Annotated in this window: 15 protein-coding genes and 1 tRNA gene; 9 read left to right on the forward strand and 7 right to left on the reverse strand. The window is 36.8% G+C overall.

Features of this window, described 5'->3' with window-relative positions:
• Positions 1–5: 5 nt before the first annotated feature.
• A complete protein-coding gene (gene der, locus H5V42_RS03850) occupies positions 6–1,307 on the reverse strand; it encodes a ribosome biogenesis GTPase Der (RefSeq protein ID WP_185781814.1) in 1,302 nt (433 codons plus the stop codon).
• Between the two features lie 73 nt (positions 1,308–1,380).
• Between der and H5V42_RS03855 the strand changes: the two genes are divergently transcribed.
• Positions 1,381–1,893, forward strand: a complete 513-nt coding sequence (locus H5V42_RS03855; protein ID WP_185781815.1) for a GTP-binding protein — start codon at positions 1,381–1,383, stop codon at positions 1,891–1,893.
• Positions 1,894–1,938: 45 nt separating this feature from the next.
• Here the strand turns inward: H5V42_RS03855 and H5V42_RS03860 are convergent, their stop codons facing one another.
• Positions 1,939–3,480 carry a choice-of-anchor I family protein gene (locus tag H5V42_RS03860; protein WP_185781816.1) on the reverse strand — a complete coding sequence of 514 codons (1,542 nt, stop codon included), beginning with the start codon at positions 3,478–3,480 and terminating at the stop codon, positions 1,939–1,941.
• A gap of 220 nt (positions 3,481–3,700) precedes the next feature.
• On the opposite strand from H5V42_RS03860, the gene H5V42_RS03865 reads away from it, so the two are divergent.
• Positions 3,701–4,234 (forward strand): lipid-binding SYLF domain-containing protein, encoded by a 534-nt coding sequence (locus tag H5V42_RS03865; protein ID WP_185781817.1) that lies wholly within the window; start codon positions 3,701–3,703, stop codon positions 4,232–4,234.
• A 66-nt stretch (positions 4,235–4,300) separates the two neighbouring features.
• Here the strand turns inward: H5V42_RS03865 and era are convergent, their stop codons facing one another.
• From era to H5V42_RS03880, 3 genes are read right to left on the reverse strand one after another with little or no spacing between them, the layout of a single operon-like run.
• A complete protein-coding gene (gene era / locus H5V42_RS03870; protein ID WP_185781818.1) occupies positions 4,301–5,182 on the reverse strand; it encodes a GTPase Era in 882 nt (293 codons plus the stop codon).
• Between the two features lie 11 nt (positions 5,183–5,193).
• Positions 5,194–5,658 (reverse strand): RNA methyltransferase, encoded by a 465-nt coding sequence (locus H5V42_RS03875; RefSeq protein WP_185781819.1) that lies wholly within the window; start codon positions 5,656–5,658, stop codon positions 5,194–5,196.
• A complete protein-coding gene (locus tag H5V42_RS03880; protein WP_185781820.1) occupies positions 5,645–7,027 on the reverse strand; it encodes an alanine/glycine:cation symporter family protein in 1,383 nt (460 codons plus the stop codon). The genes H5V42_RS03875 and H5V42_RS03880 overlap by 14 nt, the downstream gene beginning before the upstream one ends.
• Positions 7,028–7,162: 135 nt before the next feature.
• On the opposite strand from H5V42_RS03880, the gene H5V42_RS03885 reads away from it, so the two are divergent.
• Entirely contained in the window at positions 7,163–8,686 is a 1,524-nt protein-coding gene (locus tag H5V42_RS03885; RefSeq protein ID WP_185781821.1) for an InlB B-repeat-containing protein, read from the forward strand.
• Between the two features lie 156 nt (positions 8,687–8,842).
• A tRNA-Met gene (locus H5V42_RS03890) sits at positions 8,843–8,915 on the forward strand.
• A gap of 126 nt (positions 8,916–9,041) precedes the next feature.
• Here H5V42_RS03890 and H5V42_RS03895 read toward each other — a convergent pair.
• Both H5V42_RS03895 and H5V42_RS03900 read right to left on the reverse strand, forming a co-directional pair.
• A complete protein-coding gene (locus tag H5V42_RS03895) occupies positions 9,042–9,197 on the reverse strand; it encodes a hypothetical protein (protein WP_185781822.1) in 156 nt (51 codons plus the stop codon).
• A 53-nt stretch (positions 9,198–9,250) separates the two neighbouring features.
• Positions 9,251–12,874, reverse strand: a complete 3,624-nt coding sequence (locus H5V42_RS03900; RefSeq protein ID WP_185781823.1) for an alpha-L-rhamnosidase — start codon at positions 12,872–12,874, stop codon at positions 9,251–9,253.
• A 175-nt stretch (positions 12,875–13,049) separates the two neighbouring features.
• Between H5V42_RS03900 and H5V42_RS03905 the strand changes: the two genes are divergently transcribed.
• From H5V42_RS03905 to H5V42_RS03925, 5 genes are all read left to right on the forward strand, one after another.
• Positions 13,050–14,072 (forward strand): GntR family transcriptional regulator, encoded by a 1,023-nt coding sequence (locus tag H5V42_RS03905; protein WP_185781824.1) that lies wholly within the window; start codon positions 13,050–13,052, stop codon positions 14,070–14,072.
• 100 nt (positions 14,073–14,172) lie between these two features.
• The gene (locus H5V42_RS03910; RefSeq protein ID WP_185781825.1) at positions 14,173–16,272 is read left to right on the forward strand and encodes a bifunctional aldolase/short-chain dehydrogenase; all 2,100 of its coding nucleotides are present in this window, start codon (positions 14,173–14,175) and stop codon (positions 16,270–16,272) included.
• Positions 16,273–16,357: 85 nt separating this feature from the next.
• Complete coding sequence (locus H5V42_RS03915) at positions 16,358–17,638, forward strand: sugar isomerase (RefSeq protein ID WP_185781826.1); 1,281 nt, start codon at positions 16,358–16,360, stop codon at positions 17,636–17,638.
• Between the two features lie 5 nt (positions 17,639–17,643).
• Positions 17,644–19,008: an FGGY-family carbohydrate kinase gene (locus H5V42_RS03920; protein ID WP_185781827.1), complete on the forward strand. Its 1,365-nt coding sequence runs from the start codon at positions 17,644–17,646 to the stop codon at positions 19,006–19,008.
• A 15-nt stretch (positions 19,009–19,023) separates the two neighbouring features.
• Positions 19,024–20,172: an alpha-hydroxy acid oxidase gene (locus tag H5V42_RS03925; protein WP_185782256.1), complete on the forward strand. Its 1,149-nt coding sequence runs from the start codon at positions 19,024–19,026 to the stop codon at positions 20,170–20,172.
• Positions 20,173–20,192: the final 20 nt, after the last annotated feature.

Raw genomic sequence — 20,192 nt, forward strand, 5'->3', positions numbered from 1 at the left:
TTATCTTACTTCTTTCGAATAAATACAGAAATAGGCACACCTGTAAAATCAAAATTTTCTCGAATCTGATTTTCTAAAAACCTACGATACGGGTCTCTAACGTATTGGGGCAAATTGCAATAAAATGCAAATTGCGGATAGGGTGTTGGCAACTGTGTACAGAATTTAATTTTAACGTATTTACCTTTAATTGCTGGTGGTGGCTTACGCTCAATTATTGGTAACATTACATCATTAAACTTGCGTGTTTTTATCTTTCTAGAGCGGTTGTGATATACCTCAACAGCAGTTTCTATAGCTTTATAAATTCGCTGTTTGTTTAGTACCGAAATAAACACAATAGGCACATCTGTAAAAGGTTCTATAGCTTTTTTGATTTTTGTAGTATAATCACGAACCGAGTTGGTTTCTTTTTCAACCAAATCCCATTTGTTTACCAAAATTACAACTCCTTTGTTGTTACGGTGCGCTAACCAAAAAATATTCTGAACCTGCCCATCAAATCCTCTTGAGGCATCAAAAAGTAGTAAACAGACATCACTATATTCAATAGACCGCACAGAACGCATTACTGAATAAAACTCTAAGTCTTCTTTAACCTTAGCTTTTCTTCTTATACCAGCAGTATCTACCAAATTAAATTCAAAACCAAAACGGTTGTATTTGGTATCAATACTATCTCTAGTTGTACCGGCTATATCTGTTACTATGTATCTATCTTCACCGATTAAGGCATTTATAAAAGATGACTTACCAGCATTTGGTCTACCAACCACCGCAAACCTTGGTAAGGTACTTTCTTCTTCAATGGTTTCTGGTAATTCTTTTACCAAAGCATCCAATAAATCTCCTGTTCCGCTACCATTTATACTGGATATGGTGTAGTATTCTCCTAAGCCAAGAGAATAGAATTCAGTTGCGTCAGCTTCTCGTTGGGTATTATCAACCTTATTAACGGTTAAAAAAGTAGGCTTGTTTGCTCGCCTTAATAAGTTAGCCACATCTTCATCCATACCAGTAACCCCAGATTCAACATCTACCATAAAAATAATGGCGTCTGCTTCTTCAATGGCCAGTTCTACTTGCTTATCTATTTCTTGCTCAAAAATATCATCACTACCCAAAACATAACCTCCTGTATCTATCAAAGAAAATTCTTTTCCATTCCAATCGCTTTTACCGTAATGACGGTCTCTAGTAACCCCACTAACGGCATCTACAATAGCTTCTCTACGTTGAATTAAACGATTGAAGAATGTTGACTTTCCAACATTTGGCCTCCCCACAATAGCAACAATGGCACTCATACTAACAAATTTCCGCAAAAGTAGTACTATTTATCACGAAAATTAGATACCTTTTTTGGGCAATCTTTTCAAAATGAGTAATCTGACCAATGAAATAGTTCTAAGACCTAGATTTCAGTTGCATTATAATGCCGAAATCAATGAATTACAATCTGCGTTTCATAACAAAGCCAAGGAACCTTTTACCTTAAAAACCATTGATGAACACGTGTATTTAGGCTTTATAAAAAGTGAACGTACGTTTTGGTCGCCACAACTGCATTTAGAATTGACCTCTTTTGAGAAAGGAAAAAGTAGCATTCACGGCGTTTTTGGTCCGAACCCCACCTTATGGACATTCTTTATGTTTTTGCATTTTGGAGTAGCTACTTTTTTTATCATTCTTGGGATTTTTGCCTATTCTAAGCATGCCTTAGGGCATACTATTACCGGACTTGTAATTGGTATGATAGTAATGTTGCTGCTTTGGATTGCACTTTATGTGTTTGGTAGATTGGGAAAGAAAAAAGGAAAACCTCAAATGCAACAGTTATACAATTATCTTGAAGAACTACTTGAAGGGTATAAAAAAAGCGCAGCCAATTAAAATTGACTGCGCCACGAATATTAAATTCAAATTATGACCTTAAACTTAATTTTGGTAAAAGCTTACCGTTCCACTTACTTCATTGCTCACTACCAATAAGGTTTTACCGTTTGGACTCTCATCAGCTCCAATGACCAAAACTCCTTCTGGACCTATATCACCATTATGTGATAGAATTTGCAGAAAGGTTGGATTGCTAGGATTAGAAACATCGTAAACCATAACTTGGTTGTTTCTTTCTAAACCAACAAACAAAATTTGCTTACCATTGATTTCTTTAACAGTCACCGCTTCTGGCTCAGCACCTTTATCATCACTTCTATCATCTGGCTCTACTCCACCATTAAATGCCTCTGGTGTTAAGTCTAGCGTCTTAACAGCGATATCATTTCCGCTGTCATAAACCAACTGACCGCTACCTGACCAAATGGTAAAAGAACGTGCACCAAAACTGTACAATTCATCAAAATCACCATCGTCATCAATATCCCCTTTTGTAGTTGTAATTTTTAAACGTCCTAAATTTTCTTCGGCCTGTAATTCTTCAAAATCTGGAAAAACAGTAGGGTCTAAAACAATATCTTTAATACGCTCCTCTTCGATGAATCCAGGTTCACCTTCATACTCGCGAGCATCACCCTCATTGGCGGTTACCACATAGTCCATTCCATTTACGCTGTAATAAGCAATTGCATCTGGGTGATAGGTACCAAACACAGGTACATTGCGTAGTTCAAACTTACCGTCTTCATTACTTGGGTCAATTTCATTACCAGGAACCGAGTAATCTTTATACCCTAATGGCACTATAGCCTCAATAGTTTTAGTTTCTAGATTTACTACTGCAACACCATTATTTTCTTGTAAGGTAACCCATGCCGTTTTAGAATCGTCTGAGATAGCAACATATTCTGGTTCAACATCCATAGCTAAAGTAGCGCCAGGACCAAATACTCTAAAGCCCTGAGTTTCTAAAACTTCCTCTTCACCGTTGAAAGCATTAAAATCTAAATTGTAAACCATACCCGTTTCTAGTTCAATTACACTAACATAACCTTCAGGGTCTACTGTATAATCACCGTTAGGCTCACCTTCATTTGCCACCACTAACAGATTACCATCTGGTGAAAAGGTTACCATATCTGGTAATGGCCCCACATCAAAAGCACCTTCAAATGCTAATGATTCTGTATCATATATTTTAATGTAACCTGGGTCTTGTTTAATTTCTGCTTCAACTGCCACGGCCAGTTTACCATTACTAACACTTACACTATTTGGAGCGCCAACACCATTTAATGTTATATCGGCAACAAAAACAGCATTGTTGATGTCAGCTACATCCAATACTGAAACTACATCTGTTTCTGCATTGGTAATAAATAAGCGTTGTGTTAGTGCATCGTAAGCCGATATTTCGGCGGCGCCTTCTCCACCAACTAGAAAAGTTGAAGCGTACTTAAAATTGATGTTTTCAGCAGTGTCTTCTCCATTATCATCATCTGAATGACCTACAAAATCATCTAAATGTTCACATGAAAATAAGACAAGACATAAAATAATTAGGGGTGCTAGGGTTTTTCTCATTTTTTGTTCGGTTTTTATTTTGCATGAAGTTCTTAAGAAGCACAACATCTTATGTTAGCGGAAGGGTAAAAAATGTTTTCCTAATAGTTAAAATCACAACCCTAATGTTAACCCTACAAAAACTCAAAAAATAAATTCTAACACAACTTTAAGTAAAACTAACAATACGTTAACGACTACAGCTTGCTCTAACGGCGTACATAAAGAAACAAACAACAACATGAGATATTTAAAAACAGTTATAGTAGCGTTTACATTTTTTGGAGTGTTAACCGCTACAGCTCAAGACAACAAAACCAAAGAATTGATAAGCGATGCTGAGAAAGCCAAAAGCGATTTAATGTCAAAAAATGAGTCGTTAGCTACCTTTTTTGACAATTCTGCCGGGTACGTAATTTTTCCGAATGTGGGTAAAGGTGGATTAATTATTGGTGGTGCTTCAGGAAATGGCATAGTTTATGAAGAAGGTAATGTGATAGGAAAATCAAACCTGAAAAAATTAAATATTGGTTTTCAAGCGGGTGGCCAAGCAGTTGTGGAGGTTATCTTTTTTGAAACCAAAACAGATTTAGAACGATTTAAAGAAGACGATTTTCAGTTTGCTGCAGAAACTTCAGCAGTAGCAGTAAAATCTGGAATAGCCTTCAATGCAAAATATAAAGACGGTGTAGCTGTTTTTGCCATGCCAAAAGCAGGTCTTATGGCCGATGCCTCTGTAGGAGGACAACGATTTGAGTTTACTCCATTTGAGTAGTAGATTTCATTATTTGAGTTAGTTAGTTAGTAAAAAGGACGGCAATCGCCGTCCTTTTTTTATGTGCTATTGATAACCAAATCGTTTTAATTGCCTATCACTAGAACGCCAGTTTTTATTCACTTTTACATACAACTCTATATGTACTTGTTTATCAAAAAAGGTTTCTAAATCTTTTCTGGCTTCGACACCTACTTTTTTTAAAGCAGCGCCTTTATGGCCAATAATGATTCCTTTTTGAGAATCGCGCTCCACCATTATTACAGAACGAATTCTAATAATTTTATCATCTTCTACAAACTCTTCAGTCTCCACTTCTACCGAATATGGAATTTCTTTTTTGTAATGCAATAGAATTTTTTCTCTAATAGTTTCATTCACAAAAAAACGTTCTGGTTTGTCTGTTAATTGGTCTTTAGGATAGTAAGGTGGACCTACGGGAAGTAATTCTAAAATTCGATTAAAAACTTCCTTAACATTAAAATTAGTTAAGGCCGATATAGGATGAATTTCCGCTCTTGGCAACAATTCTTGCCAGTATTGTACTTGCTCTTCTAAAACCTGTTGCTCAGAAGTGTCTATTTTATTTAATAATAGTAAAACCGGAATTTTGCTATTCTGAATTTTTTTAAAAAAGGCTTCATCTTTTAAACCCTTTTCACCAATTTCTACCATGTAAAGCAATACATCGGCATCTTCAAATGCCGATTTCACAAAATCCATCATAGAATTTTGTAACTGGTACGCTGGTTTTATAATTCCTGGAGTATCTGAAAAAACTACTTGAAAATCATCACCATTTACAATACCAAAAATACGATGTCTTGTGGTTTGAGCCTTTGAAGTAATTATGGAAAGTTTCTCACCCACAAAAGCATTCATTAAGGTAGACTTACCCACATTGGGGTTACCTATAATATTTACAAAACCTGATTTATGTTCACTCATCTTATCTCTTTTTACGTCATTCGCGGTTTTGGCAGATTTCTATCGTACATCACAATGCTTCCCGCTACCGCAACATTAAGACTTTTAATTGATTTAAATTGAACCAAACGATGTGATTTTTCGCAAGCTCTGTTTGTTAACCCATGGTCTTCAGCACCTAATAAATACACACATCTTCTTGGATGATGAAAGCTCTCTAAATCTATAGCATCATCTGTTTTTTCTACACCAACCAACATGGCACCTTTTGGTAAGTTGTTATAAAACTCATCAAAGGTTTTGTAATGAAAATACGGCATGGCTTTAACAGCATGGTGGGTATCACTAGATTGTTTGGCATATCTATTACCAATAGTAAAAATAAAACTAGCCCCTAAGTTTTGCGCTGTACGCCATAAGACCCCTAAATTTTCTGGTGTTTTACCATTTTGTATGCCAATACCAAAAAACTCGTGTTCAAAATTATCTGTGCTCACTTTTTAGCTTCTGAAAATATTTCTTTGCCTCTTTATTCACTTTTGGTGCCAATAACAAAATGGCTATCATGTTAGGTATCACCATTAAGGCATAGGACAAGTCAATTAAATTCTTGACTAAATCTAAAGAGGCTACTGCTGCAAAAACAATCATAATTACAAAATACCAATTGTAAAGTCTTCCTATTTTAGGATTCGTTAAAAACGATAGGCATTTTACGCCGTAATACGAATAGGTAAAGAGCGTTGACATGGCAAAAGCTGCAACGATGACCATCAATAACACACCTCCCCAATCACCTAAAGAACTATTAAAGGCATTTAGGGTCATTACAATTCCACTACCTTCTTCTAAATACGCACCACTTAAAATCAGCACTACTGCAGTAAAGGTGCATACTAAAATAGTATCGATAAATGGCCCCAGCATAGCTACTAAACCTTCTCTTATGGGTTCATCATTTTTAGACTGGCCATGATACATAGGTGCAGAACCCAAACCCGCTTCATTAGAGAACATAGCTCTTCTAACCCCTATAATTACAAGCCCCCAAAACCCACCATTTACAAGTGAATTAAAATTCCAAGCCTCTGTAAAAATTAGTTTTAATGAAGGTAGCACTTGAGAAGCGTTCGCAATCATTACAAAAATCACTGCTAATAAATATACAATCACCATAAACGGCACTAAGGTAGTAGCTACTTTGGCAATCTTTTGTAGTCCGCCAAAAATCACAAACGAACTGGCAATAGCTAATAAAAATCCTATTAAAAGTTTCCAATTAAACACGGGATCATCTACAGTGCCCCCTAAGGCAACAATAGATTGCTCAGGTGTTATCACACTCATAAAAGTCTCTGTAAACTGGTTTGCGGTAAATACGCCTAAAAAGCCAAACATACCCGCAATACAAAAGAAAATAGCCAAGGGTTTGTATTTTTTACCAAGCCCTTGGGTAATGTAAAACATAGGGCCACCTTGTAGTTTTCCTTCAGAGTCGGTTGACCTAAACATAATAGCCAAACTTCCCGAATAAAACTTAATACACATACCTATTAAAGCGGTCATCCAAATCCAAAATACCACACCCGGACCACCATCATGTATAGCAATGGCAACACCAGAAATATTACCTAAACCTACGGTAGCCGCCACTGCAGCTGACAAAGCTTGTAACGAACTAACATCACCTTTTGCATTTTTGTCATCATACTTACCTGAAGTAATTGCTATGGCATGACCAAAATAACGGTAGGGCAAAAATTTTGAAGTTAAAACTAATAGTAATCCGCCTCCTATTAAAAGAATAAACATGGGCCATTCTGTTCCAGAAATGGCTTCAGCTAAAAAGCTATTTAATTTTTCCATAGGGCGTGAAGTTACACATTTTGCACATTTAGCTAGTGAGCACAAAACCCCAGAAAAGAATACATAATAAAATACATTTTATATTTTAACAGCCTAAATTCCTTAGAATTAATATTTTTAAACAAAAACTAACTCATGAAGAAGAATTTTGCATGGGCCATGGTAATGGTCGCATCCCTCCTTTTTATATCATGCGAAAATGATGATTCAGAAGCGCCTACCTTGTTTATGGTAACCATTTCTAGTAGCGAAGGTGGAACAACTAATGCTTCTACAGGCGAATATGCATCTGGAACCCTACTTAATTTAACGGCGACTCCTAACCAAGGCTATGTTTTTGAAAATTGGTCTGGTGATGTTTCTGGCACCCTTGCTAAACTATCAGTAACTGTTGAAGATGATATGACCATAGTTGCCAATTTTGCTCTTGATGAAATTGCCGAAGAACCTGATGAAAAAATTGCCTTTATCAATGAAAATTTAATAGATACTTCAGGCTATATTTTCGCTATTGAAAACGGAGGTAAAACTTGTTTTTTAATGGACCATTTAGGTGCCGTTGTGCATGAATGGACTTTTGAACTTTCTTTAGGGCAAGATGCAGAATTAACTCCAGAAGGCAATTTAATAGGACTTTTTAAAGGCGATACCAGTCCGGTAAATTTTGGAGGTCAAAGTGGAATATTACGAGAAATAGACCCTCAAGGTAATGTGCTATGGGAGTATACTATAATTACTGAAGATGAAATTGCGCATCATGATTTTACGCAAATGCCTAATGGTAATTTATTGGTTTTAGTGTGGTACCGTATTTCTAACGAAGAAGCCGTAGCCGTTGGCTTAAACAATACAGATGATGTTTTTGTTGAAAAAGTTATTGAACTAAATCCTGATACAAATGCTGTTGTATGGGAATGGAAAAGTTGGGACCATATAGTACAAGACCATAATAACACCCTTGCTAGTTTTGGTGACCCTGAGATAGAGAAAGAAAAAATAAATATTCTATACGCCAATAACGGAGTGCACCAATTTGTGGAATTGGGAGATTTAATACACTTTAACGGTATAGCCTATTACCCAGAAAAAGATATTATTGCGCTAAGTGCTAATTTTTACAGTGAGGTTTGGCTCATAGACCATAGTACTACAACTAGCGAAGCAGCAACGGATACTGGCGGACAGTTTAATAAAGGAGGTCGTCTACTCTACCGTTTTGGTAACCAAAAAGTGTATGGTGACAACAATGCGAGCAGCACCTTAAACTTTAATCACCACCCAAGTTTTATAGAAACTAATGATGCTTTAAGCTTGCTCATTTACAATAATAATAATGCTATTGAACAGTCTAGAGCAATGGAATTTTTATTACCAGAGTTAACAAGTACGACAACAATAGGTGTCGAACCTTCGTTACTTTTTGATTTTACTGATGAAGACCTCTATTTTGGTAGAGTAAGTGGGGCTGTACGGTTACCAAATGGCAATACACTTATATGCGAAGGCGATTATGGTTATTGGGAAGTTACTGCAAGTGGCGAATTAGCTTGGAAATACAATGGCCAAGGACAGAACTTTTGGCGTGGATTGTATTACACAGCTGATAGTGAAACCATTCAAAATCTAGCGGCTCGAAGCAATTCTTTTAAAGCGAAATAAAAAACTTTTAAATAGTTGCTAGTGTAAATTTGGTGTATCGTAAAATGCGTTGTATATTTGCCGTCCTGTTTTGCTGAGTAAACCATTTACGTTTCTTAAAAAAACATGAAAGTTTGAAGATTAGTTGCAACCGCAAAGCAACTTTAAAATATATATCGCGGGGTAGAGCAGTAGGTAGCTCGTCGGGCTCATAACCCGAAGGTCGCTGGTTCGAGTCCAGTCCCCGCTACTAGTAAAATCAAGGCTTCACAGAAATGTGAGGCCTTTTTTTGTTTCCCAGTAATGAGTATGGAATTGAGGGTTGAACCCTTGTTGTATTAACTCTGAATTTCGTATGGTGGTATAACCTGATTTATTATAATACTTTAGAACCTTTCGGTTTATTCTTAGCTGCTTCTCGACCTTTAGGAAGAATGCTTCCACCTTTTGCCACTGTGCGTATTGGTTTGAAGACTTGCACTTTAAACTGCAGTATTTCAGGAAAAGACTGGTAATCCGGAAATAGGTTCATCCGGAACAAGAATTTACGACTCAATTAAGGAGTACCTTTTAAGTATAAAATATTTACAATTTTATTTCGAAAGTATAAGTACCCGAATTCAATTCTATCTTAAGACTTTTATCTTTAGTGTCCACCACAAAATGTATCTCCTTTGCCTTTTTTAATTTTCTACCATTAACGGTAATATTTTTTACTGAATTAGCTTCTAGATATAAAGTTGCACTAGTATTGGCAGGCACTGTGGTTTTGTATTTCCAACCATCATCTTGCCACATCCATTCACTTTTAATACGACCATACATACTATCGTAATACCCTTTTGCAAACTTCATTTCTTTTGTAGGGTCTGGCTTAGGCTGTAAAACAAAATGCTTAAAGCCTGGGTTTTTCTCATCTCTTTGAATTCCAAGGGAATAATTGTACATCCATGCGGCTACGGCTCCAAAGGAGTAATGATTAAATGAGTTCATACTATTGTTACCACTAAAACCATTTTCAACTGTATATGAATTTAAACGTTCCCAAATAGTAGTGGCCCCATTTTTCACAGAATACAACCAAGAGGGATATGAAGTTTGCTGCAACAAGCGATATGCGGTTTCACTTTTTCCATTATCAGATAAGGCATGATTAAGGGATGCCGTTCCTATAAAGCCTGTCATAAGCGAATACTTAGGGCGCATAACGCCAAGTTCATCTTCATTTGGCCTTTGTATAGTAGCCACCAAATTAGAAACAGCCTTTTCTTTGTTCTCTTTGTTTAAAACACCCATATTCAATGGAATGGCATATGACGCTTGTGTATCTACAAAGTCTCCAGCTTTTTTTTGTTTGTCCTCTGGCAGTGGTGGTCCAAAGCGCAAACTTTGGTTCCCCAAGTGCAACGATTTTCCAGTAGAGGCATCCACATAAGTCTTATTAAAGAATCTTTTTCGCTCCTCATATTGTTTTTGAAATACTTCAGCATCAGAGCCCTTATCTAACAAGATTGCCGTTTTTGCCAAAATTTCTAAATCTTTTAAATGATATGCTGTCCAAAATGCGGTGTCCTCATTTTTGAATCCCTCTGGGCTTAACCAATCCCCTAAGGGCCCTTCATTGATTATGCCAGTCTCTGGGTCTATTTTTGAACTAAGAAAAGTTACATATCTTTTCATAGCATCATAATGTTCCTCGAGCAATGCCTTATCACCATATTGTTGATAGACCTCCCATGCGACAATGATACCGGCACTTCCCCATAAGGTTCCACCAAAACCGCCACCTACAGGAGCAACATCTGTGAACCTACCATCTTCTCTTTGAATATCCCTCATTGCCAACATATGCCTGCTTAAAAATGGGTCTACATCAGCAAGATAAGTGGATGCTTCCGAAAAGACATTAATATCCCCGCTCCAACCCATACGTTCATTTCGGGCAGGCGTATCTGTGGGAATGGATAAAAAGTTACTTCTCAAAGACCAAGTAATATTTTCCCATAGTTTATTCACTAATACGTTGGAAGTTTCATAGCTGGATGCCAAATTTTTGATTGAACTTACCACCAATCCTTTCACATCACCTAAAGGTAATGGTTCGTCTATTCCAGTAATTTCTAAATAGCGGAAACCGTGGAAAGTGAAACGTGGACGAATGGTTTCTTCACCACCTTTTCTTATATAGATATCTTGGGTCAATGCTGCGCGAATATTTTCCAACATCACCATGCCCACATTGGGATCATACTCTCTTAAATCTGGATACTTTACTTCGGCATATCTCATGGTTATGGTATCACCAGCTTTCCCTGGAGGTAATTTTATTTCGGGAAAACCAACCATATTTTGATTTAGGTCATACACAAAAACATCTGGTCTAACCTCATCGACCCTTACCGGGGTTAATTCTTTTACAATAGAAGGGCTCTCCCCTATTTGCCCTATTAACTCCATATTTTCATAGCTTAATGCATCTGACTCGTACGTAGTGCCTTCTAATGGTACCTGAACTGCGAACTTCCAGTCTGTGTCGTCAAAATCGATGGTCGTCCAGCCTTTAATATTAGCTTCCCTATTGGCGTCATAAGCTTCACCTTGAAAAAAACTGCCATATAGTATGGGTCCATCCGTATATAATTTCCAATCGGTATTATTGGTGGTAATTACCTTCTCTGTTCCATCACTATATGTGACAACCAGTTGTGCCAATAAGGATTGTCTATCCCCAAAGAAATTCCAATTTTCTCCACTATAGGTAATATTTCCACTCCACCAACCTTCACTCAACCATGCTCCCAAAGCATTTTCACTTTCAATAAGATCCGTTACGTCATAGGTTTTATACATGTGTGTTTTATTATACTGCGTAAGCCCAGGGGTAAAATAATCATCACCTACCCTTTTACCATTTAGGTACATTTCATAAATACCTCTAGCCGTAACATACAATCTAGCTTTGGTAACTTTTTCATGGGAAGCACTAAATTCCGTTCTCAACATTGGTGCAGCATTTTTACTCGGATTTGCCAGTACCAATGTGCCTTCTGCTCCCCCAGCTATATACAGAGAACCATTTTTTAGGTTTAAATTCGAATTTACATTAATGTGTTCTGCAAACAACCCATTATAATCAGACTCTTTTTCAAAACCATCTGAAAAAAGAGAAATAGAAGGAGCCCTGAAGTTTCTAATATTAATTTTTGAAAAACTGGCTTTTTGACCAGCACCTACATAAAAGCCAATATCAGCAACCATTGGAAAACTGATATAATTATTTCCAGAACCTACAGGATTGAGATTGATACCCTTAGGGGCCCTTGGATTATCATCTGCATTGGGGTTTTTAGTAAGTTCATTATTTTCATCCTTACCGTTGAGATAGACCCTAAAAATTCCAAAATTACATTCTATGTAAAAAGTATGTTTTTCATTTTTGTTCTTAGCATTTATCAAACCCAAGGGTATTCCATAGCTCTTAAATGGTTTTTCATTACTATCCTCTGGGGCGTATCCCACCCTGTAAATATTAAATTTAGCCAAACCACTTTCCGAGCCATCTACAGCGGCAACATCTAATTCAAAACGTATATAGCTTTCATCTTTTCCAACCTTTACCCCTTGAATATTCATGTCCTTATCCATTAAACGGGTATCATTCCCACCAAATAGAAAGGATGCTTGGTTACTTTTCGACTTGGCATCTAGCTGAAGTGCATATTCTAATTTAAAGACCGACAAATAATGAGAATATAACACCATATCTTCTTTACTTCCACCAATCCATTTCGCACTGTTCCATTGCTCTGAACTTGAATTAGAATCCATTAGTCCCGTTTCAAACCAAGAAGAATTCTCGGATTTTTTATTTTTTTCATCCCAAACATAAAGCTCCCAAGTGTACTTTGTTCTAGATTGTAATTTTTCACCTTGGTAAGGAATTGCAAGAGAGACCTCGCTGTTCACTTTTCCACTGTCCCAGACCAAATCTCCCCTTTCAGAACTCACTTTTATCTGATATGCTGTTTGTTGTTGTCCATGGGCATTGGAATCCGTTTTCATCTGCCAGCTAAAGCGCGGAGTTTCCACATCAATACCTAAAGGAGTTTGCATATATTCTGCAGTAAGCTCCTGCGTAGGAGTTTGCGCAATGCAGTAACAAATTGTAAAAAATATTATAATGGCTAGTTTGAAAGTTCTATTTAGCATGTTCTCATTTAATTTAAAAACAATAAATATTTAGGGTTTTTACCCCAGAAGTTGATAGGTACAATATATTTTTTTATTCATTAAAAACTGTTACGTACAGTTATGTTGATAATGCTTTAGGTAAGAAAATGCGACTTTTTTAATTTACTATCTTAGAAAAAACGTTTTGCAATTTATGCTGCATCTTATTCAAATAATAGAAGATTCAAAGGTTCCCAAGTATAAGCAAATCATAAATTCACTCTTTGCAGCCATTGAAAATGGAGATATTAAGAAAAATGATAAACTCCCTTCTGTTAATGAGCTCTTAATTGAATTCGACATTTCTAGGGATACTATTGTTAGAGCTTATGATTATTTAAAAAAACTGAAATATGTAGAATCTGTCCCTGGAAAAGGTTACTACATAAAAAAGGATGATTTGGTTTTAAAAGCAAAAGTCTTTTTACTTTTCAATAAACTCAGCGCACACAAAAAAATAATCTATGATGCCTTTGCCAAGGAATTAGGAGATAATGCCACTATTGACTTTTTTATTTATGATAATAACTACCGGCACTTTAAAAACCTAATTGAACAAAGTAAATCTAGGGAGTATTCACATTACGCAATTATTTGTCACATTGAGGAAGGCGGTGATGACCTTATCAATTTTATTGAGAAAGAAATTCCCATAGAAAAACTTATTATTCTTGATAAACGTGTAGAACTTTTGGGGCCAAAAGTTGGATGTATTTATCAAGATTTTGAAAAGAATATTTATGAGGCGCTTGCCGAACTAAATCCACAATTAAAAAAATACAAACAGATAAAATTATTACTACGTAAGAAAACCTATCATCCTGTTGAAATAAAAAAAGGGTTTTTAAAATTCTGTGGTCAGTTTGCCTACGATTTTAAAATTGTAGAGGAAATTGAAAACGAGATTATTGAAAAGGACACTGCCTATATTAATTTAATGGAAAATGACCTTGTAACCCTCATCAAAAAGATAAAAGAAACTACATATATTCTTGGCAAGGACGTGGGCATCATTTCCTATAATGATACTCCTTTAAAGGAAATCCTGTTGGATGGTATTACCGTAATATCTACCGACTTTGAACAATTAGGAAGAGAAGCAGCTAAACAAATTGTAAACAAACAAAAACAGCAAAAAGAAAACCCTTTTTATGTGATTCAGCGGAACTCTCTTTGAATTGCTTGCAAGGTAGATTTTAGAAGTAAGAACAGAACTGTACAGAATACTTTTGAATTAATGAATACATAGTTTTGAATCATATTTTTAGAACAACAAAATGGAAGCAAAAAAGTTCAATCACGTAGATTACCTCTGGGACAATGAAAAGGCAGCCGCTTTAGGCGATGATCAAGTTGCCCTATTTCTATACCGTTCTAATATTTTAGGTGCAGATTTAAGAATTACCAATTACGGTGGTGGCAATACCAGTTGTAAAACCATAGAAAAAGACCCATTGACCAATGAGGAAGTTGAGGTGATGTGGATTAAAGGTTCTGGTGGGGATATTGGCACATTAAACAGAGCTGGAATTGCAGGTCTCTACACAGAAAGATTGCGAAACCTTAAAAATGTGTATAGCGGTTTAGAAGATGAAGATCGTATGGTAGGCTTATTTAATCATTGTATTTATGATTTGGATAGCCGTGCACCATCAATTGATACACCTTTACATGGTCTTTTACCATTTAAGCACATAGACCATTTACACCCAGATGCCTTAATTGCTGTTGCTGCGGCAAAAGACAGTGAGCAGGTGACCAAAGAAATTTGGGGAGACACTATGGGCTGGGTGCCCTGGCAAAGACCTGGTTTTGACCTAGGCCTACAATTAGAAAAATGTTTAAATGAAAATCCAGGAATTCGAGGCATTGTTTTAGGTAGTCATGGTTTATTTACTTGGGGAGACACTTCTTACGAAAGTTATTTAAATAGCTTGGAAGTTATTGAGATGGCTTCCGAATACATTGCCAAAAAAATAAAGGAAAAGAGAAATGTTTTTGGAGGACAAAAGGTAACCTCCCTTCCTGCTGATGAGCGAAAAGAAAAAGCTGCACAATTAATGCCATTATTACGAGGTCTTTGCTCGTCTGAAGCTAGAATGATTGGTCATTTTACTGATGCCGATGTTGTATTGGAATACATCAACAGTAATGATTTAGATCGTTTAGCACCTATGGGCACCTCATGTCCAGATCACTTCTTACGTACTAAAATTCAACCCTTAGTACTACAATTGGATACTAATGAAGACTTAACACAAACGGAAAATGTTTTAGACAAGCTAAATCCGGCTTTTGAAAAATACCGCCAAGAATATAAGGAGTATTATGAAACTTGCAAAAAGGATAATAGTCCGGCCATGCGAGACCCTAATCCGGTCATAATTATATATCCAGGTGTGGGCATGTTCAGTTTTGCAAAAAACAAGCAAACTACACGCGTAGCAAGTGAATTCTACATTAACGCAATCAATGTAATGCGGGGTGCAGAAGCCATTTCATCATACACCTCACTTCCAAGACAAGAAGCCTTTGATATTGAATATTGGTTGTTGGAAGAAGCAAAATTACAACGCATGCCAAAAGAAAAACCATTGTCAAGACGCGTAGCATTTGTGACTGGTGCTGGTGGAGGAATTGGCAAGGCCATTGCAGATAAGTTGGCCGAAGAAGGAGCTAATATTGTGTTAACCGATATTGCCGAAGATAGATTAAAAGAGGCGGTTGAAACCTATGCCAGGGACACCGCAAGTTATGCGGTTTGCGATGTCACCAAAAGTGAATCCATAGCGGAAGCCTATAAAAATGCCTGTTTAGAGTTTGGCGGAGTTGATATTGTAGTTCATAGTGCCGGATTGGCCATTTCCAAACCATTGACAGAAACCACCGATAAAGATTGGGATATTTTACAAAACGTATTGGTAAAAGGGCAGTTTGATCTTGCAAAGCAAGGCGTTACCATAATGAGGCAACAAGGTCTTGGTGGTGATTTCATTAACATAGCCAGTAAAAACGGATTGGTTTCTGGCCCAAACAATGTAGGTTACGGTACTGCAAAAGCGGCACAACAACACATGTCTAGATTATTAGCGGCCGAACTTGCTTCTGATAAGATTCGGGTAAATGTGGTAAACCCCGATGGCGTTATAGTTGGGAGTAAAATATGGGAAGGCGAATGGGCAGAAGGTCGTGCAAAGGCCTATGGCATTAGTGTGGAAGAACTACCAGCACATTACGCCAAAAGAAACCTTTTAAACGAAATCATTTATCCTACAGATATTGCCAATGGTGTATTTGCCCTCGTAGGCATTTTAAATAAATCCACAGGAAACATCATTAACGTCGACGGTGGTATGGCTAATGCTTTTGTAAGATAAATAGAATAGTTAATTTGATTGAGGTATTGAACGGGTTTCCACAGCTTTAATTACCTGTGTTTATTCTGCTCAGAAAATTGACAACATGATATTAGAAAATTCCGCCATTGCGGCAGACAATATTAATTTAGCGGAAGCTCAAAACGAGAAATTCGATTTTCTTGCCAATCAACTAACTAAATCGGGTATTGACGTTGATGAAGTTGTAAAAAAGCTAGCCGAATTTCAAGTTGCCATACCTAGTTGGGCATTAGGTGCCGGGGGTACTCGTTTCGGCAGGTTTTCTTTCGATGGCGAACCCGCAACCTTAGAACAAAAAATTGATGATGTAGGAATTATTCACGCTCTAACCCAAACGGCAGGTGCTATATCACTTCACATTCCTTGGGATATTCCTACTGATTACAATGCTATTAAGGAAAAGGCTTCACAACATAATTTGGTTTTTGATGCTGTAAATTCCAACACCTTTCAAGACCAAAAAAATGCAAGGGAAAGCTATAAGCATGGATCTTTAAGCAATATCAGTACAGCCTCGCGTGAACAGGCCATACAACATAATATCGATGTCATAAAGATTGGCGAAAAACTAGGCTCCAAGAGCCTTACCGTTTGGCTATCTGACGGGGCTAATTTTCCAGGGCAAACTAATTTTCAATCGGCATTACAAAATACAGAAGACAGTTTAAAGAAAATATATAAGTCCATGCCCAAAGATTGGAGCTTATTTATAGAATATAAACCATACGAACCTAACTTTTACAGTACGGTAATACAGGATTGGGGCACCTCGTTTATGTTGGCTACCGCCTGTGGAGATAGGGCATATACTTTGGTAGATTTGGGGCACCATTTACCCAACACCAATATTGAGCAAATAGTTGCTACCTTAATGATGAAGGGTAAATTAGGAGGTTTTCATTTTAATGATAGCAAATATGGTGACGATGACCTTACGGTTGGCAGTATTAAACCGTATGCCCTCTTTTTAATTTTCAATGAGTTGGTTCAAGGTATGCAGCATAATCCTCAAAATCCATATCCGGCCTGGATGATAGATGCCAGCCACAATATTAAAGACCCTTTAGAAGACTTGATTCAATCCTTAGAGGCTATTCAAGAAGCTTATGCAAAAGCTATGCTCATTAATCAGAAAAAATTAAAAGAAGCTCAGGCTGCACAAGATGTTACGCTTTGCCAAGAAATTATTCAATCTGCATATAGAACAGATGTTAGACCTTTATTGGCTAAAGCTAGATTGGAAAAAGGTGGTGCTATTTCACCAATTTCTACCTATAGAAATCTTAAAGTTAGGGAGAATTTAATCCAAGAAAGGGGAACTGACTCCATAGCATCAGGCCTATAAAATCAATGGAGAACGTAACCGCCATATTCGATATTGGGAAGACTAACAAGAAATTTTTCTTGTTCGATGCTGATTTTCAAGAGGTGTATAGAGAATATACTTCCATTGAACCGATAGAAGACGAAGATGGTCATCCTACCGAAAATCTTGAAGCTTTACAAAAATGGCTGAAGGAAGTTTTCAATCGAATCCTAAAAGAAGGTACTTACACTATTACGGCCATTAATTTTTCTACCTACGGTGCCAGTTTGGTGCATTTGGATGAAAACGGTGAAGTACTGACTCCCTTATACAATTATACAAAACCATTGTCGAAAGATATTATTGAAGATTTCTTTTCAAAATATGGTCCAGAAGATGAATTTGCAGCTGCAACTGGATCTACCAATTCCGGTATGTTGAATTCGGGCATGCAACTTTATTGGCTAAAATATACCAAACCGGAAATATTTAAAAAGATAAGGTATTCCCTACATCTACCCCAATATATTAGCTATATTTTCACGGGTGTACCCATTAGCGAATATACCAGTATTGGCTGCCACACAGCTATATGGGATTATAGCAAAAAGGATTATCATTCTTGGGTTTACAAAGAAAAGCTGAACACTTTATTTCCAGCTATTGTTTCCACTGAAACGAGCATGAATATGAATTATAATGGCAAACGCATAAAAATAGGTGTGGGAATCCATGATAGCTCAGCTGCACTATTGCCTTATGTTCGTAGTTCTAAAAGGAAATTCATTTTAGTATCTACGGGTACTTGGAGTATTTCACTAAACCCTTTTGAAACCCGCCCCTTATCGGAAGAAGAAGTAAAACAGGATTGTATCAATTACATGCGCATTAACGGTAAACCCGTAAAATCTACTAGATTATTTCTAGGCAACGAATACAGCCTCCAAGTGCAACGATTATCTGAACACTTTAAAGTTTCCGAAGATTATCACAAAACCATAAAATTCGACCCAGAAATTTATCTAAAAATTGCTAATAATCTTAAACCTATTTTTACCTGGAAAAGTCTTCAAAACAACAACCAGATAAATTCAGCTGAAATACCTTATAACACATTTGAAGAAGCCTATCACCATTTAATGATAGAATTAGTGCAACTTCAAGTTCAAAATATTGAAATGGCCAAGGGCGATAATAACATTAAAAAACTATATGTGGACGGTGGTTTTAGTGATAATGATACTTACATAAAATTATTGTCACACTATTTAAAAGATATGGAATTACATACAACGGATTCTTCTTTAGGTTCAGCATTGGGAGCAGCCATTGCGATAGCGGATAACAAGTTAAATTCTAAGTTCCTGAAGAAAAATTATAGTTTAAAAAAACATGTTCCGTTCATTTAAAAATAAACAGTAGTTATAGAGATGAGTTTTGATTCGAATTATCCTTCAGTTGAAGATTTAAGGACAAAAGCAAAATCAAGGATGCCCAAATTTGAATTTGAGTATTTGGATGGCGGTTGTAACGAGGATGTCAGTTTGGCCAGGAATACATCAGATATAAGAAAAGTACAATTAGAACCTCGCTACCTTCAAAATTATGGAACCAGCACTATCAAGACCAAGATTATGGGGATGGAGTTTGATGCACCTTTCGGTATTGCACCTGTTGGGCTTCAAGGTTTAATGTGGCCAAATTCTCCCACAATTCTGGCAAAAGCAGCTTTTAACCACAATATCCCTTTTATATTAAGCACAGTTACCACTATCGATATTGAAAAGGCGAGTGAATTAACCGAAGGTAAGGCTTGGTTTCAACTATACAACCCAGTTGATGATACCATTAGGGATGATATAATTAATCGTGCACAAGCGGCAGGCTGCCCTGTTTTAGTATTACTTTGTGATGTACCAACTTTTGGGTTTCGACCAAGGGATTTTAAAAACGGACTAGCATTACCACCAAAAATGACTTTGACCAACATTCTTCAAATTTTAGGAAAACCCATATGGGCTTACAACACTTTAAAGTATGGTCAACCCACTTTTGAAAATTTAAAACCCTATACGCCTGAAGGATTGAACCTAAAACAATTAGGGGCTTTTATGGACAAAACATTTTCAGGTAGGCTGAACGCGGAAAAAATAAAACCCATACGCGATAAATGGAAAGGGAAATTGGTCTTAAAAGGTGTCGCTTCTGAACAAGATACCAAAGATGCTATAAAAATGGGGTTTGATGGTATAATTCTCTCCAACCATGGTGGTAGACAATTGGATGCTGCCCAATCAACTATCGGAACATTACAAGATATAGCAGCAACTTACAGCGACCAAATAGAAATAATGTTGGATAGTGGTTTACGTTCTGGACCAGATATTGCCAGAGTATTGGCTAGTGGTGCCAAGTTCACTTTTATGGGGCGTTCTTTTATGTATGGAGCGGGAGCATTGGGCAACAAAGGAGGTAACCATACTATTAGTATGTTGAAAACACAGTTTAAACAAGTAATGGATCAACTCTGCTGTGAGCGGGTAGAAAATCTACCTAACCACTTGATAAAATAGTAACCAACCAACATTTAAAA

The sequence above is a fragment of the Croceivirga lutea genome, from assembly GCF_014235875.1.
Lineage (GTDB): Bacteria > Bacteroidota > Bacteroidia > Flavobacteriales > Flavobacteriaceae > Croceivirga > Croceivirga lutea.

Coding starts and splice junctions, on each gene's coding strand:
- der (WP_185781814.1), bottom strand. CDS start 1,307: ATGAGTGCCATTGTTGCTATTGTGGGGAGGCCAAATGTTGGAAAGTCA.
- H5V42_RS03855 (WP_185781815.1), top strand. CDS start 1,381: ATGAGTAATCTGACCAATGAAATAGTTCTAAGACCTAGATTTCAGTTG.
- H5V42_RS03860 (WP_185781816.1), bottom strand. CDS start 3,480: ATGAGAAAAACCCTAGCACCCCTAATTATTTTATGTCTTGTCTTATTT.
- H5V42_RS03865 (WP_185781817.1), top strand. CDS start 3,701: ATGAGATATTTAAAAACAGTTATAGTAGCGTTTACATTTTTTGGAGTG.
- era (WP_185781818.1), bottom strand. CDS start 5,182: ATGAGTGAACATAAATCAGGTTTTGTAAATATTATAGGTAACCCCAAT.
- H5V42_RS03880 (WP_185781820.1), bottom strand. CDS start 7,027: ATGGAAAAATTAAATAGCTTTTTAGCTGAAGCCATTTCTGGAACAGAA.
- H5V42_RS03885 (WP_185781821.1), top strand. CDS start 7,163: ATGAAGAAGAATTTTGCATGGGCCATGGTAATGGTCGCATCCCTCCTT.
- H5V42_RS03895 (WP_185781822.1), bottom strand. CDS start 9,197: ATGAACCTATTTCCGGATTACCAGTCTTTTCCTGAAATACTGCAGTTT.
- H5V42_RS03900 (WP_185781823.1), bottom strand. CDS start 12,874: ATGCTAAATAGAACTTTCAAACTAGCCATTATAATATTTTTTACAATT.
- H5V42_RS03905 (WP_185781824.1), top strand. CDS start 13,050: ATGCTGCATCTTATTCAAATAATAGAAGATTCAAAGGTTCCCAAGTAT.
- H5V42_RS03910 (WP_185781825.1), top strand. CDS start 14,173: ATGGAAGCAAAAAAGTTCAATCACGTAGATTACCTCTGGGACAATGAA.
- H5V42_RS03915 (WP_185781826.1), top strand. CDS start 16,358: ATGATATTAGAAAATTCCGCCATTGCGGCAGACAATATTAATTTAGCG.
- H5V42_RS03920 (WP_185781827.1), top strand. CDS start 17,644: ATGGAGAACGTAACCGCCATATTCGATATTGGGAAGACTAACAAGAAA.